Annotated in this window: 7 protein-coding genes, 2 rRNA genes and 3 pseudogenes; all 12 read left to right on the top strand. The window is 65.3% G+C overall.

Annotated features, from left to right (window positions below):
- Window positions 1-944: 944 nt before the first annotated feature.
- The gene (locus L2X98_RS05400) at window positions 945-1,484 is read left to right on the top strand and encodes a transglutaminase-like domain-containing protein (protein WP_259613202.1); all 540 of its coding nucleotides are present in this window, start codon (window positions 945-947) and stop codon (window positions 1,482-1,484) included.
- A gap of 466 nt (window positions 1,485-1,950) precedes the next feature.
- Complete coding sequence (locus L2X98_RS05395; RefSeq protein WP_259612565.1) at window positions 1,951-2,577, top strand: DUF5684 domain-containing protein; 627 nt, start codon at window positions 1,951-1,953, stop codon at window positions 2,575-2,577.
- Between the two features lie 747 nt (window positions 2,578-3,324).
- Window positions 3,325-3,519, top strand: coding sequence for an FHA domain-containing protein (locus L2X98_RS05390; RefSeq protein ID WP_259612564.1), 195 nt, complete (start codon window positions 3,325-3,327; stop codon window positions 3,517-3,519).
- A gap of 1,211 nt (window positions 3,520-4,730) precedes the next feature.
- On the top strand, window positions 4,731-5,099 hold the full coding sequence (gene rpsL, locus L2X98_RS05385) for a 30S ribosomal protein S12 (protein WP_017201609.1): 369 nt from the start codon (window positions 4,731-4,733) through the stop codon (window positions 5,097-5,099).
- A 5-nt stretch (window positions 5,100-5,104) separates the two neighbouring features.
- Window positions 5,105-5,575 (top strand): 30S ribosomal protein S7, encoded by a 471-nt coding sequence (gene rpsG / locus L2X98_RS05380; protein WP_259612563.1) that lies wholly within the window; start codon window positions 5,105-5,107, stop codon window positions 5,573-5,575.
- A 166-nt stretch (window positions 5,576-5,741) separates the two neighbouring features.
- Window positions 5,742-6,458: pseudogene (locus L2X98_RS05375) on the top strand (GTP-binding protein); the annotation flags it as partial.
- A 64-nt stretch (window positions 6,459-6,522) separates the two neighbouring features.
- A pseudogene (locus tag L2X98_RS05370) lies at window positions 6,523-7,023 on the top strand (EF-Tu/IF-2/RF-3 family GTPase); the annotation flags it as partial.
- Window positions 7,024-7,081: 58 nt separating this feature from the next.
- Window positions 7,082-7,807: a translation factor GTPase family protein gene (locus L2X98_RS05365; RefSeq protein ID WP_259612562.1), complete on the top strand. Its 726-nt coding sequence runs from the start codon at window positions 7,082-7,084 to the stop codon at window positions 7,805-7,807.
- 193 nt (window positions 7,808-8,000) lie between these two features.
- Window positions 8,001-9,192 (top strand): annotated as a pseudogene (gene tuf, locus L2X98_RS05360) (elongation factor Tu).
- A 142-nt stretch (window positions 9,193-9,334) separates the two neighbouring features.
- Window positions 9,335-9,547: a hypothetical protein gene (locus tag L2X98_RS05355; RefSeq protein ID WP_259612561.1), complete on the top strand. Its 213-nt coding sequence runs from the start codon at window positions 9,335-9,337 to the stop codon at window positions 9,545-9,547.
- Window positions 9,548-10,072: 525 nt separating this feature from the next.
- Window positions 10,073-11,598, top strand: a 16S ribosomal RNA gene (locus L2X98_RS05350).
- A 367-nt stretch (window positions 11,599-11,965) separates the two neighbouring features.
- A 23S ribosomal RNA gene (locus L2X98_RS05345) occupies window positions 11,966-15,073 on the top strand.
- Together the 16S and 23S rRNA genes form the textbook arrangement of a ribosomal RNA operon.
- The last annotated feature ends 67 nt before the right edge of the window (window positions 15,074-15,140 follow it).

Below are 15,140 nucleotides of genomic sequence, written 5' to 3'. Positions count from 1 at the left end.
CACGCTCGGCGTGCTCGTGGTGCCGTCCCCGCGCGAGATCGCCTGCGGCGCGCTCGCGCTGACGCTGTCGCTGGCGTGGATGTCCTGGCGGGTCGCCGCCTGGCGCCGCGCCGCGTTGCGCCGCGCCGCCGCCACTCGCGTGCGGATCTCGCGCCGCCGGTCCGGCTCGGACATCCGTCGGGCGGGGCTGGCCGCCGGCATGGTCGCCGTGGCGGTCGTCCTGGGCGCGGTCGTCGGACCGGCGATCGCCGAGGGGCGCACCCGCGACGTGCTGCGCACCGGTGCCGGGCCCGACCAGGCGATCAGCCAGGCCGTCACGCCGCTGAGCGACTACCGCGCCAACTTCGCCGACGGTGCGGTGACCGCGCCGCTGTTCACCGTCACCGCCGTGGACGGTCCGCTGCCGGACCGGATCCGCCTGGCCACCCTCTCGGCCTACGACGGGGTGTCCTACCGGGTGGCCGCGGACGGGAGCGGCGGGCAGTTCGTCCGGGTTCCGGCGCGGCTGCCCGCGGCCGCCGGGACGCCGTCGACCGTGCGCATCGGGATCGAGGGGCTGCGCGGCATCTGGCTGCCCACGTTCGGGTCGCTGGAGTCGGTGCGCTTCCAGGGGGCGGATGCGGCATCCCGCGCCGACGCGTTCTACTACGACGCGGCGGCCGAGGCGGGCGTGCAGATCGACGACGTCGCCAAGGGCGAGCAGTTCGAGGTCGCCGCGACGGTGCCGCGGCTGCCGGCGGTGGAGAGCCTGCGCGCGCCCGGCGCGGATCCGGCAGTGGATGTGCCGGAGAGCGTGAAGACGTGGATCGAGAAGCAGGATGCCGGCACCGGCGGCGCCGGTCTGGCAACGCTGGTGCAGCGACTCCGCGAGCGCGGCTACCTCAGTCACGCCCTCGCGGTGCCCGCCGCCGGCGCCGACTGGATGAAGCCGCTGGGCGCCGGCTATGTGTTCCAGCCCAGTGCCTCGGGGCACTCGCTGGCCCGCATCGACACCATGTTCCGGGCAGCTGCTGGCCCGTCAGGCCGACACCGACAGCGCCTCGCTGGTGGCCGCGACCGGAGACGACGAGCAGTTCTCCGTCGCGGTCGCCCTGATCGCCGAAGAGCTGGGCTTCCCGGCGCGGGTCGTGGTCGGCGCCCGGCTGAGCGGCCCGGACACCGGCGTGCCGCTGTGCGCCGAGGGCGTGTGCACCGGCGGCACCATCACCGCGTGGACCGAGGTCCGCTCGGCGTCCGGGCAGTGGGTGCCCATCGACATCACCCGCAGCACACCGAGGGCGCACAGAACACCGTCACCCGCCAGCGCGATCCCGAGAACCCCACCGACGTGCGGCCGCAGACGGCGCAGCAGGTCGATCCGCCCGACCCGACGCGACAGGAATCGGACGACGCCGCCCCGCCGCGCGACGACGAGCAGGGACTGGCCGCCCTCTGGGCGTCGCTGCGCATCGCCGGGATCGCCGCACTCGGACTGCTGCTGGTGACCGGGCCGTTCCTCGCGATCGTGATCGCCAAGACCGTCCGCCGCCGCACACGCCGCACCGCCGCCACCCCGGCCGAGCAGGTCGCCGGGGGCTGGGACGAGTATGTGGATGCCGCGGTGGACGCGGGCCTGCCCGCACCGACCATGCAGACCCGCAGCGAGCTGGCCGCCGTCTACGCGACGCCGCGCGGCGCGGTCCTGGCCGTCGAGACCGACCGCGCGGTCTTCTCCGACGAGGCGGCCACCGACCAGGACGCCACCCGGGTGTGGTCGATCGTGGAGGAGGAGCGCCGCGGACTCGCGGCATCCGTCCCCCTATGGCGCAGGGTCCTGGCCGCCGTATCGTTGAAGTCGTTCGTCCGCGGCCTCGCGCCGCGGACCCGGCAGCGTCGCGACCCCGGCCGCACGCGGATCATCCCCAGTACCGAGAGGAGGGGGCGCGCACAGCACGCGGCGCCCGCCCAACCATGAACGACAGCGCCATCGCAGCGGCCGTCGGGTCCGTTCTCATCTCCCTGCTGATCGCCGCGGCGTTCTACGTCTGGGTCGCCCTGGCCCTGCAGGCCGTGTTCCGCAAGACCGGCGAAGAGGGTGGAAGGCCTGGGTGCCGATCCTCAACGGCGTCACGCTGCGAGCTGGGCGGAGTCAGCGGGTGGTGGATGCTGCTGCTCCTGTTCCCGCCGGCGGCGATCGTCGTCTACGTCTTCCTGATCATCGCGTGCCACCGGCTCAACGTGGGCTTCGGCTACGGGGCGGGCATGACCGTGCTGGCCGCGCTCCTGTTCCCCGTCTGGGCGAGCGTGGTCGGATGGTCTGCGAACCGCTGGATCGGGGCATCCCCGGCCGCCGCGCACCGCGCCGGCCCGGTCCGCACCGGGGCCCCGGCTCCGGCGCACGGCGTGCCGCCGCGCCCGCAGGCTCTTGCCTGGCGCAGCGAACCGGCGGGCGGGGCCGGCGCGGCGTCGTCTGGATTCGCCCCGGCGCCGTCTGGCGGAGGGTCTCTCCCCGGCCCGGCCGCAGCCGCAGGATCGGCCGCGGGCGTCGGGGCGCCGCCCCGCTGCCGGCGTCTCCTCCGCCCGTCCCGCCGCCGCTGATCTCGGTGCCGCTGACCTCGGTGCCGCTGACCCCGGCGTCCCGGTCGACCGCGGCGTCGGCTGCCGGTCCCGCGCCGGCGACCCGCGCGGCCGCCGCCCGCTCGGCAGCCCGCGAGCCCGTGGTGATCGCGCCGGATGCGTTCGGCGACACCGGCACCGACGGGATGGGCGACCTGCGCGCCCGGCACCAGGCGCCGTTCACCGGATCGACGCCGGTCGTCTCGGCCGCCGATGCGCGGGCCGACGCCGCACGGTCGGCCGCGGCATCCGTCGCCGAACCCGCCCCCGCGGTCCCAGCATCCTCCGCCGCGCCGGTCGACGCGGCCGGACCGCTGCGGGCGGGCGGGCCGATGAGATCCGCCGAGCCGAGCACCACGTCCGCGCCCGCCGACCCGTGGGCGCCCCCGTCGGCCACCCGGCCGCCGCTGCGCTCGCCCGAGCCGTACGGGTTCTCCGACACGTCCGGCGAGGTCTCGGCCGTCGCGGGCGCGCCCGCGCTCGGGGCGCCGATGGCCGCGCGCTCGTCGGTGTCGTCCCTGCGCGGCGAACCCGAGCTCCCGGACGCCGAGTCGGCCTTCGACGAGACGATCGTGGCGGCCCGCAAGCGCAGTGCCTGGATGCTGCTGCCGCCGCTGGGCGCGCCGATCGCGATCGCGAAGGACACGCTCATCATCGGCCGGCGGCCGAGCTTCGACCCGGCGCACCCGACCGCGCAAGCTGGTGCCGATCGCCGACGAGACGCGGACCATGTCCAAGACGCACGCCCGGCTCGAACTGCGGGACGGCACGTGGATCATCACCGACCTCGACTCGACGAACGGCGTCGTGCTCATCGACGTCGACGGCACCGAGATCGAGGTCGCGTCCGGCCGGCCGATGCCGATCGTCGAGCGGTTCCTGCTCGGCGACGCGGAGCTGTCCGTCACCAGCGACACGGACTGATGGCCGGACACGGGTCGCGCCCGGACGAGCCCTTCGACGACACCGTCCCGGTCCGCCGGCGAACGGCGCGCGAGACGGACCCCGATGACCTCGATGAGACGCGTCGCGGATCACCCCGGCGGTCCGGCCGGCCGGCGACGGGGAAGGATGCCGCGACGGGAGGCGACGGGCCCGCCCGCCGCCGCTCGACCTGGACCGACGACGAGCTGGACGAAGAGCTCGCCGACACCGGGTCGCTCTGGTCGACCGGTGCCGGGGACGACGACACGGTGATCACCGACCGCCGCGGAGCGAGCGTGCTGCCCGACGACGCCGACGACGACACCATGGTCGTCCGTCGCCGCAAGCCGCCACGACACGGGTGCGCCGGATGGGCCGGCGTCCAGGCCCCCGTCCCTGGACGAGCCGGACGATCGCACGCGCGCGACGGATCGGCCGCGCAGGGGAAAGACGGACCGCGGACAGACAGGTCGTGGACACACAGGTCGTGGACAGACGGGCGGCGAGCACGCCGGCCACGAACACGCGGACCCCGGACACGCGCTGCCCACGAGCGACCCGATCGCAACCGGAGAGGTGACCGACGAGACATTCGTCGTCCACCGGCGACGGCCGGCTCCGGCATCCACGCCCCTGCCGCCCGCCGGCGCGCGCACGGCGCAGCGGGGTGCGCCCGAGAAGGCGATCTATCGGCCGCGCCCGCCCGAGCCGGCCCGCGTCGACCGTGCGCCGCCCCAGCCGGTGCGCTCGGTCCTGCCCGCGCCGGACGCCGAGCCCGCGCGGTCGGCCGCGACCCGGCGCTCCCGGCTTGCGCACGATCGTGGTGCTGGGAGCGGTCGTGGTGGTGCTCGTGGCGGCCCTGACGGTGGCCCTGGTCGTCCTGATCGGGTCGCTTCCGACCTCGTGAGCGCGGGCGGTCCCCGCGTTTGACCGGATGCCGTCCGCACGCGTATCATTGACCGGGTGTGCGCTCACGCGCGCCCTGCACCGCGCCCTCGTGAGGGGGAACGGCGTGGGACGACGAGCCGCACCTCTCAGGGAACGGCCTGCGAACAGGCCACCCCCACGGCATATCCACCTCCCAAAGCGCGGCGCGTTCGCGTCGAGCCGGCGGATCCACGTGAGCCCGCAGCGATCAGACCCGGAAGGGCCCGGACGCGGCGGGGGAGACACGACGCTGTCACCGTGCAGCACAACAGAGAAGGAAGAACGTGCCAACCATTCAGCAGTTGGTTCGCAAGGGGCGGTCGCCGAAGGTCACCAAGACCAAGGCGCCGGCACTGAAGTCGAACCCACAGCAGGCCGGGGTCTGCACCCGCGTCTACACGACCACGCCCAAGAAGCCGAACTCGGCGATGCGCAAGGTCGCCCGTGTCAAGCTCCGCAACGGCACCGAGGTCACCGCGTACATCCCCGGCGAGGGCCACAACCTGCAGGAGCACTCGCTCGTGCTGGTCCGCGGCGGTCGTGTCAAGGACCTGCCCGGCGTGCGCTACAAGATCGTCCGCGGCGCCCTGGACACCCAGGCCGTGAAGAACCGCAAGCAGGCTCGTTCCCGCTACGGCGCGAAGAAGGGTTGAGTTAGATGCCTCGTAAGGGACCCGCCCCGAAGCGCCCCGTTGTCAACGACCCGGTCTACGGCGCACCCATCGTGTCGCAGCTGGTCAACAAGATCCTCGTCGACGGCAAGAAGTCGCTGGCCGAGTCGATCGTCTACGGCGCCCTCGAGGGCGTCGGGACGAAGTCCGGCCAGGACGCCGTCGCCACCCTCAAGAAGGCGCTGGACAACGTCCGGCCGACCCTCGAGGTCAAGAGCCGCCGCGTCGGCGGCTCGACCTACCAGGTGCCGGTCGAGGTCAAGCCCCACCGCGCCAACACGCTGGCTCTGCGCTGGCTGGTCAGCTACGCCAAGGGTCGTCGTGAGAAGACGATGACCGAGCGCCTCCAGAACGAGATCCTGGATGCCTCGAACGGCCTGGGTGCCGCGGTCAAGCGCCGTGAAGACACCCACAAGATGGCCGAGTCGAACCGCGCCTTCGCCCACTACCGCTGGTGACAGCATCCTCGCCCGCTCGCTCCGAGACCGCACAGCCCGGTCTCTGAGCGAGCGCGGCGAGACGACGGGCCGGTCACCGGCCCGCAGAACTTCGACACGATAAGGAAGACATCCCGTGGCACAAGACGTGCTCACCGACCTCAAGAAGGTCCGCAACATCGGCATCATGGCGCACATCGATGCCGGCAAGACGACGACGACCGAGCGCATCCTCTTCTACACGGGCGTCAACCACAAGATCGGCGAGACGCACGACGGCGCGTCGACGACCGACTGGATGGAGCAGGAGCAGGAGCGCGGCATCACCATCACCTCCGCCGCGGTGACCTGCTTCTGGAATGGTTCCCAGATCAACATCATCGACACCCCGGGTCACGTCGACTTCACCGTCGAGGTGGAGCGCTCGCTGCGCGTGCTCGACGGTGCCGTCGCCGTCTTCGACGGCAAGGAGGGCGTGGAGCCCCAGTCCGAGACCGTGTGGCGCCAGGCCGACAAATACGACGTGCCCCGCATCTGCTTCGTCAACAAGATGGACAAGATGGGCGCCGACTTCTACTTCACGGTCTCGACGATCGTGAATCGCCTGAAGGCCAAGCCGCTCGTGCTGCAGCTTGCCGATCGGCGCCGAGAGCGACTTCGTCGGCGTGGTCGATCTGGTCGAGATGCGCGCGCTGGTCTGGCCCGGCGACGCCAAGGGCGACGTCACGATGGGCGCCAAGTACGAGGTCCAGGAGATCCCCGCAGAGCTGGCCGAGAAGGCCGCCGAATACCGCGAGAAGCTCTCGAGACCGTCGCCGAGTCGGACGAGCACCTGCTGGAGAAGCACTTCAGCGGTGAGGGCCTGACCGTTGCCGAGATCAAGGGCGCGGTCCGCAAGCTCACCGTCAGCGGTGAGCTGTACCCGGTGCTGTGCGGTTCGGCGTTCAAGAACCGCGGCGTGCAAGCCGATGCTGGACGCGGTCGTGGACTACCTGCCGTCGCCGGTGGACGTGCCGGCCATCGAGGCGCACGACCCGAAGGACGAAGAGAAGGTCATCGAGCGCCACCCGAGCCGCGACGAGCCGTTCGCCGCGCTCGCGTTCAAGATCGCGGTGCACCCGTTCTTCGGCCGTCTCACCTACATCCGCGTGTACTCGGGTCACCTCGACTCGGGTGGACAGGTGCTGAACGCGACCAAGGGCAAGAAGGAGCGCATCGGGAAGATCTTCCAGATGTACGCCAACAAAGAGAACCCGGTCGACGCGGTCACCGCCGGTCACATCTATGCCGTCATCGGCTTGAAGGACACCACGACCGGTGACACCCTGGCCGATCTGCAGAAGCCGGTCGTGCTGGAGTCGATGACCTTCCCCGAGCCGGTCATCGAGGTGGCCATCGAGCCCAAGACCAAGGCCGACCAGGAGAAGCTGGGCATCGCGATCCAGAAGCTGGCCGAAGAGGACCCGACGTTCCGCGTCGAGCAGAACGCCGAGACCGGCCAGACCGTCATCAAGGGCATGGGCGAGCTTGCACCTGGACATCCTCGTGGACCGCATGAAGCGCGAGTTCAAGGTCGAGGCCAACGTGGGCAAGCCCCAGGTCGCGTACCGCGAGACGATCCGTCGGGCCGTCGAGCGTCACGACTACACCCACAAGAAGCAGACGGGTGGCTCGGGCCAGTTCGCGAAGATCCAGTTCGCGCTGGAGCCGATGGACGTCACGGCCGAGAAGATCTACGAGTTCGAGAACAAGGTCACCGGCGGTCGCATCCCCCGCGAGTACATCGAGCCGACCAACCAGGGCTTCCAGGACGCCATGCAGGTCGGCGTCCTGGCCGGCTACCCGATGGTCGGCGTGAAGGCGATCCTCAACGACGGCGCCTCGCACGACGTGGACTCGTCCGAGATGGCGTTCAAGATCGCCGGTTCGATGGGCTTCAAGGAGGCCGTCCGCAAGGCGAACCCGGTGATCCTCGAGCCGCTCATGGCCGTCGAGGTCCGCACGCCCGAGGAGTACATGGGCGACGTCATCGGCGACCTGAACAGCCGGCGTGGACAGATCCAGGCGATGGAAGACGCGCAGGGTGTCAAGGTCATCCGCGCGCTCGTCCCGCTTTCCGAGATGTTCGGCTACATCGGCGACCTGCGCTCGAAGACCTCGGGCCGGGCCGTGTACTCCATGGAGTTCGACAGCTACGCCGAGGTCCCCAAGGCCGTGGCCGAGGAGATCATCCAGAAGAACAAGGGCGAGTGATCGTCCGGATGCCGCGGCCCGCCGGGTCGTCGAGCCAGTGATGCGAGCCGACGCGTCGGCCGTGGCATCCACACCCTCATAACTTCACACACAACACCCAAACCCTCTCTACTACACTGAGAGACATCCCCGTAGCGAACCGGTCGCAATCCAGTGCCCGGAATCCCTACACGACCGTCCTGAGGAGGACCCAGTGGCGAAGGCCAAGTTCGAGCGGACCAAGCCGCACGTGAACATCGGAACGATCGGTCACGTCGACCACGGCAAGACCACGCTGTCTGCCGCGATCTCGAAGGTGCTTGCAGACAAGTACCCGTCGGACGTGAACGTCATCCGCGACTTCTCGTCGATTGACTCTGCTCCCGAGGAGCGTCAGCGCGGTATCACGATCAACATCTCGCACATCGAGTACGAGACCCCGAAGCGTCACTACGCTCACGTTGACGCGCCGGGCCACGCCGACTACGTCAAGAACATGATCACCGGTGCCGCTCAGATGGACGGCGCGATCCTCGTGGTCGCCGCCACCGACGGCCCGATGGCTCAGACCCGCGAGCACGTGCTGCTGGCCAAGCAGGTCGGCGTGCCGTACCTGCTGGTCGCGCTGAACAAGGCGGACGCGGTCGACGACGAAGAGATCCTGGAGCTCGTCGAGCTCGAGGTCCGCGAGCTGCTGTCCAGCCAGGGCTTCCCCGGCGACGACGCTCCCGTCGTGCGCGTCTCGGCGCTGAAGGCGCTCGAGGGCGACGAGAAGTGGACCCAGTCCATCCTCGACCTCATGCAGGCCGTCGACGACAGCGTGCCGGACCCGGTGCGCGACCGCGACAAGCCGTTCCTGATGCCGATCGAGGACGTCTTCACGATCACCGGTCGTGGCACCGTCGTGACGGGCCGCGCCGAGCGCGGCACGCTCGCCCTCAACTCCGAGGTCGAGATCGTGGGTCTGCGTCCGACGCAGAAGACGACCGTCACCGGTATCGAGATGTTCCACAAGCAGCTCGACGAGGCGTGGGCCGGCGAGAACTGCGGTCTGCTGCCGCGGCACCAAGCGTGACGAGGTCGAGCGCGGACAGGTCGTGTCCAAGCCCGGTTCCGTGACCCCGCACACCAACTTCGAGGGCACGGCGTACATCCTGTCCAAGGACGAGGGTGGGCGTCACAACCCCTTCTACACGAACTACCGTCCGCAGTTCTACTTCCGCACCACCGACGTCACCGGCGTCATCTCGCTGCCCGAGGGCACCGAGATGGTCATGCCCGGCGACACCACCGACATGTCGGTCGAGCTGATCCAGCCGATCGCCATGGAGGACGGCCTGGGCTTCGCGATCCGTGAGGGTGGCCGCACCGTCGGCGCCGGCACGGTGACCAAGATCCTCAAGTGAGTCGCTAGCGACCCACGCGAAAGGGGCCGGATCCTTCGGGATCCGGCCCCTTCGCATGTCCGTAGGCCTGGTGCGGCGCCGGAGAAGCCGTGATACTGGAGACCACATACGCGCCGCGCGGCGCCGAGGGGGAGGAACCTCCATGGGTATCGATGACATCATCGGCAAGGGCAAAGAGCTGTTCGAGCAGAACAAGGACAAGATCGACGACGCCCTGCACAGCGAGCAGGCCGAGGGCATCAGCGACAACGTGCTGGACGGCGCCGCCGACCTCGCGAAGAAGGTCGCACCCGGGTCGGCGGACAAGATCGACGAGTTCCGTGACGCGGCCGACAAGCAGGTCGGGAACGAGTAGCGACGCGCGTCGGACGGGGTCTCGCCGGCGCGATCGTGCGTCGGCGGGGCCCCGCGCGCATCCGATTTTGCACCGGCGCGATGATCGCGTACAGTGGTACTTGTTCGCCCCAAAGGGGAGAGCGGAGAGGCCGGAGGGCCCCGCCCCCTCAAGCAGCGAACCGCCTCCCACACCGGATCTCCTCGGAGCCTCGCGTGTGAGAGAAACTCGAACCGCAGGAGACGGCGGTCGGCACAGAGCTTTGGCTCGCGTGATCGACTTGACGGAGGTCCTGCATCGGGTATGATTGGGAAGTTGCCCTGCGCGATGGATTTTGTCCGGGTTGTGGGTGCGTCCGGTCTTTGAGAACTCAACAGCGTGCACTTGTCAAATGCCAAATTTTATCCTCGTCGGCCGGTTTTTGCTGGTCGTTGAGAATTCCTTTGGATCAATTTTATGGATTGTCAGTGATGGCATTCTGGTTGGTCATGGTTGAACTCGCTGCAAGCGTCTGCCGTTTTCCCGGTGGTGTTGTGGCATCGTTTTTTTACGGAGAGTTTGATCCTGGCTCAGGATGAACGCTGGCGGCGTGCTTAACACATGCAAGTCGAACGGTGAACCAGGTGCTTGCACTTGGGGATCAGTGGCGAACGGGTGAGTAACACGTGAGCAACCTGCCCTGGACTCTGGGATAAGCGCTGGAAACGGTGTCTAATACTGGATATGAGCTGTGGCCGCATGGTCTGCAGTTGGAAAGATTTTTCGGTCTGGGATGGGCTCGCGGCCTATCAGCTTGTTGGTGAGGTAGTGGCTCACCAAGGCGTCGACGGGTAGCCGGCCTGAGAGGGTGACCGGCCACACTGGGACTGAGACACGGCCCAGACTCCTACGGGAGGCAGCAGTGGGGAATATTGCACAATGGGCGGAAGCCTGATGCAGCAACGCCGCGTGGGGGACGACGGCCTTCGGGTTGTAAACCTCTTTTAGCAGGGAAGAAGCGGAAGTGACGGTACCTGCAGAAAAAGCACCGGCTAACTACGTGCCAGCAGCCGCGGTAATACGTAGGGTGCAAGCGTTATCCGGAATTATTGGGCGTAAAGAGCTCGTAGGCGGTTTGTCGCGTCTGCTGTGAAATCCCGAGGCTCAACCTCGGGCCTGCAGTGGGTACGGGCAGACTAGAGTGCGGTAGGGGAGATTGGAATTCCTGGTGTAGCGGTGGAATGCGCAGATATCAGGAGGAACACCGATGGCGAAGGCAGATCTCTGGGCCGTAACTGACGCTGAGGAGCGAAAGGGTGGGGAGCAAACAGGCTTAGATACCCTGGTAGTCCACCCCGTAAACGTTGGGAACTAGTTGTGGGGTCCTTTCCACGGATTCCGTGACGCAAGCTAACGCATTAAGTTCCCCGCCTGGGGAGTACGGCCGCAAGGCTAAAACTCAAAGGAATTGACGGGGACCCGCACAAGCGGCGGAGCATGCGGATTAATTCGATGCAACGCGAAGAACCTTACCAAGGCTTGACATATATGGGAACGGGCCAGAAATGGTCAACTCTTTGGACACTCGTATACAGGTGGTGCATGGTTGTCGTCAGCTCGTGTCGTGAGATGTTGGGTTAAGTCCCGCAACGAGCGCAACCCTCGTTCTATGTTGCCAGCACGTTATGGTGGGAACTCATGGGATACTGCCGGGGTCAACTCGGAGGAAGGTGGGGATGACGTCAAATCATCATGCCCCTTATGTCTTGGGCTTCACGCATGCTACAATGGCCGGTACAATGGGCTGCGATACCGTGAGGTGGAGCGAATCCCAAAAAGCCGGTCCCAGTTCGGATCGTAGTCTGCAACTCGACTACGTGAAGTCGGAGTCGCTAGTAATCGCAGATCAGCAACGCTGCGGTGAATACGTTCCCGGGTCTTGTACACACCGCCCGTCAAGTCATGAAAGTCGGTAACACCTGAAGCCGGTGGCCCAACCCTTGTGGAGGGAGCCGTCGAAGGTGGGATCGGTAATTAGGACTAAGTCGTAACAAGGTAGCCGTACCGGAAGGTGCGGCTGGATCACCTCCTTTCTAAGGAGCATCTGGGGATCTTCGGGTCTTCCAGGCGCCAGGTCATCACCGGATGTGTGGTGCTGGTTAGCTCATGGGTGGAACATTTGACATGGCATCAGCGCAGCTGATTCTTGCTAGTACGCCGTTTTCGGATGGTTGGAAGGTGGGGGTTGGGGAGCGGGGTGTCTGCACGTTGTTGGGTCCTGAGGGACTGGCCGTGGCCGCCTTTCGGGGTGGTTGGTGGTTTCCTCGTGGGCTCGTTCCTGTCGCCGGTTGGTGGTGGGGGCGGGTGCCGCCCGTACTTTGAGAACTACACAGTGGACGCGAGCATCTTAAAGAAATAATTTGGCCGACCCCTTTTTTGGGGGTTGGTCTGCTCATGTGATTTCAAGTCTTTAAGAGCGAACGGTGGATGCCTTGGCATCTGGAGCCGAAGAAGGACGTAGCAATCTGCGATAAGCCTCGGGGAACTGATAAGCAAGTTTTGATCCGAGGGTGTCCGAATGGGGAAACCCCGCCAGGCGGCGTGCCGACCTGGTGACTCCCGCCTGAATGTATAGGGCGGGTAGAGGGAACGTGGGGAAGTGAAACATCTCAGTACCCACAGGAAGAGAAAACAACCGTGATTCCGTGAGTAGTGGCGAGCGAAATCGGAAGAGGCTAAACCGTGCACGTGTGATATCCGGCGGGAGTTGCGTGTGCGGGGTTGTGGGACTTTCCTGGCTGTTCTGCCGAGCAGCCGGCGTGACAAGAGAGTATAGGCGAATCGTCTGGGAAGGCGAGCCATAGCAGGTGAGAGCCCTGTAGCCGAAATGCTTGTTCTTGGCGCGGAGAGTATCCCAAGTAGCACGGGGCCCGAGAAATCCCGTGTGAATCTGTCAGGACCACCTGATAAGCCTAAATACTCCCAGATGACCGATAGCGGACAAGTACCGTGAGGGAAAGGTGAAAAGTACCCCGGGAGGGGAGTGAAATAGTACCTGAAACCGTTTGCTTACAAACCGTTGGAGCAGCCTTGGTAGCTGTGACAGCGTGCCTTTTGAAGAATGAGCCTGCGAGTTAGCGATATGTGGCGAGGTTAACCCGTGTGGGGTAGCCGTAGCGAAAGCGAGTCTGAACAGGGCGTTCAGTCGCATGTCCTAGACCCGAAGCGAAGTGATCTATCCATGGCCAGGCTGAAGCGACGGTAAGACGTCGTGGAGGGCCGAACCCACTTAGGTTGAAAACTGAGGGGATGAGCTGTGGATAGGGGTGAAAGGCCAATCAAACTTCGTGATAGCTGGTTCTCTCCGAAATGCATTTAGGTGCAGCGTTGCGTGTTTCTTGCCGGAGGTAGAGCTACTGGATGGCCGATGGGCCTCAACAGGTTACTGACGTCAGCCAAACTCCGAATGCCGGTAAGTGAGAGCGCAGCAGTGAGACGGTGGGGGATAAGCTTCATCGTCGAGAGGGAAACAACCCAGACCACCATCTAAGGTCCCTAAGCGCGTGCTAAGTGGGAAAGGATGTGGAGTTGCTTTGACAACCAGGAGGTTGGCTTAGAAGCAGCCACCCTTGAAAGAGTGCGTAATAGCTCACTGGTCAAGTGATTCCGCGCCGACAATGTAACGGGGCTCAAGCACGCCACCGAAGATGTGGCATTGACACTTGTGGTAGGCCTTCGTGGTCCAGCCGTGTTGATGGGTAGGAGAGCGTCGTGTGGCCGGTGAAGCGGCGGGGTGACCCAGCCGTGGAGGCCACACGAGTGAGAATGCAGGCATGAGTAGCGAAAGACGTGTGAGAAACACGTCCTCCGAAAGACCAAGGGTTCCAGGGTCAAGCTAATCTTCCCTGGGTAAGTCGGGACCTAAGGCGAGGCCGACAGGCGTAGTCGATGGACAACGGGTTGATATTCCCGTACCGGCGAAGAACCGCCCCAGTCAATCCAGTGGTGCTAAGAGTCCTAGCGTGGCGTTGCCGGATCCCTTCGGGGTGATGGTTGCTGCGTGAACGCTCGACCCCATGCTGGTGCGGCTAGCGTATTAACAGGTGTGACGCAGGAAGGTAGCCCAAGCCAGGCGATGGTTGTCCTGGTGCAAGTGCGTAGCCCGAACGGTAGGCAAATCCGCCGTTCATCAAGGGTGAGACACGATGCGGATGAAAAGTGGGTGATCCTATGCTGCCAAGAAAAGCATCGACGCGAGGTTCCAGCCGCCCGTACCCCAAACCGACTCAGGTGGTCAGGTAGAGAATACCGAGGAGATCGAGATAATCGTGGTTAAGGAACTCGGCAAAATACCCCCGTAACTTCGGGAGAAGGGGGGCCATCCACTTATACCGCCTTGCGCGGGAAAGGGTGTGGTGGCCGCAGAGACCAGTGGGTAGCGACTGTTTACTAAAAACACAGGTCCGTGCCAAGTCGCAAGACGATGTATACGGACTGACGCCTGCCCGGTGCTGGAAGGTTAAGAGGAGCGGTCAGCCGCAAGGCGAAGCTCGAATTTAAGCCCCAGTAAACGGCGGTGGTAACTATAACCATCCTAAGGTAGCGAAATTCCTTGTCGGGTAAGTTCCGACCTGCACGAATGGCGTAACGACTTCCCAACTGTCTCAACCACGAACTCGGCGAAATTGCATTACGAGTAAAGATGCTCGTTACGCGCAGGCAGGACGGAAAGACCCCGTGACCTTTACTATAGCTTGGTATTGGTATTCGGTGTGGCTTGTGTAGGATAGGTGGGAGACGGTGAAGCCCGGACGCTAGTTCGGGTGGAGTCATTGTTGAAATACCACTCTGGTCACTCTGGATGCCTAACTTCGAACCGTGATCCGGTTCAGGGACAGTGCCTGGTGGGTAGTTTAACTGGGGCGGTTGCCTCCCAAAGAGTAACGGAGGCGCCCAAAGGTTCCCTCAACCTGGTTGGCAATCAGGTGTCGAGTGTAAGTGCACAAGGGAGCTTGACTGTGAGACTGACAGGTCGAGCAGGGACGAAAGTCGGGACTAGTGATCCGGCAGTGGCTTGTGGAAGCGCTGTCGCTCAACGGATAAAAGGTACCTCGGGGATAACAGGCTGATCTTGCCCAAGAGTCCATATCGACGGCATGGTTTGGCACCTCGATGTCGGCTCGTCGCATCCTGGGGCTGGAGTAGGTCCCAAGGGTTGGGCTGTTCGCCCATTAAAGCGGTACGCGAGCTGGGTTTAGAACGTCGTGAGACAGTTCGGTCCCTATCCGCTGCGCGCGTAGGAAGTTTGAGAGGATCTGACCCTAGTACGAGAGGACCGGGTTGGACGAACCTCTGGTGTGTCAGTTGTTCCGCCAGGAGCACCGCTGATTAGCTACGTTCGGGATGGATAACCGCTGAAAGCATCTAAGCGGGAAGCCGGCCTCAAGATGAGACTTCCATACCTTCGGGTGAGAGGCTCCCAGCCAGATTACTGGGTTGATAGGCCGGATGTGGAAGCGCAGTAATGCGTGCAGCTGACCGGTACTAATAAGCCGATGACTTGATAACACACCCCCTTTTTCCTGCGGGTGCTTGCGTCCACTTTGTGGTTCTCGACGTACGGTCGGGCACCGCA

This window comes from Microbacterium elymi (assembly GCF_021582895.2).
Lineage (GTDB): Bacteria > Actinomycetota > Actinomycetes > Actinomycetales > Microbacteriaceae > Microbacterium > Microbacterium humicola.
Note: the sequence above shows the minus strand (reverse complement) of the source record. Positions and strands in the feature narration are given on the sequence as shown.

Excerpts from the sequence above, each read along its gene's own strand:
- L2X98_RS05390 (WP_259612564.1), top strand. The coding sequence starts at position 3,325 with ATGTCCAAGACGCACGCCCGGCTCGAACTGCGGGACGGCACGTGGATC.
- L2X98_RS05400 (WP_259613202.1), top strand. The coding sequence starts at position 945 with ATGTGTTCCAGCCCAGTGCCTCGGGGCACTCGCTGGCCCGCATCGACA.
- rpsG (WP_259612563.1), top strand. The coding sequence starts at position 5,105 with ATGCCTCGTAAGGGACCCGCCCCGAAGCGCCCCGTTGTCAACGACCCG.
- L2X98_RS05395 (WP_259612565.1), top strand. The coding sequence starts at position 1,951 with ATGAACGACAGCGCCATCGCAGCGGCCGTCGGGTCCGTTCTCATCTCC.
- L2X98_RS05355 (WP_259612561.1), top strand. The coding sequence starts at position 9,335 with ATGGGTATCGATGACATCATCGGCAAGGGCAAAGAGCTGTTCGAGCAG.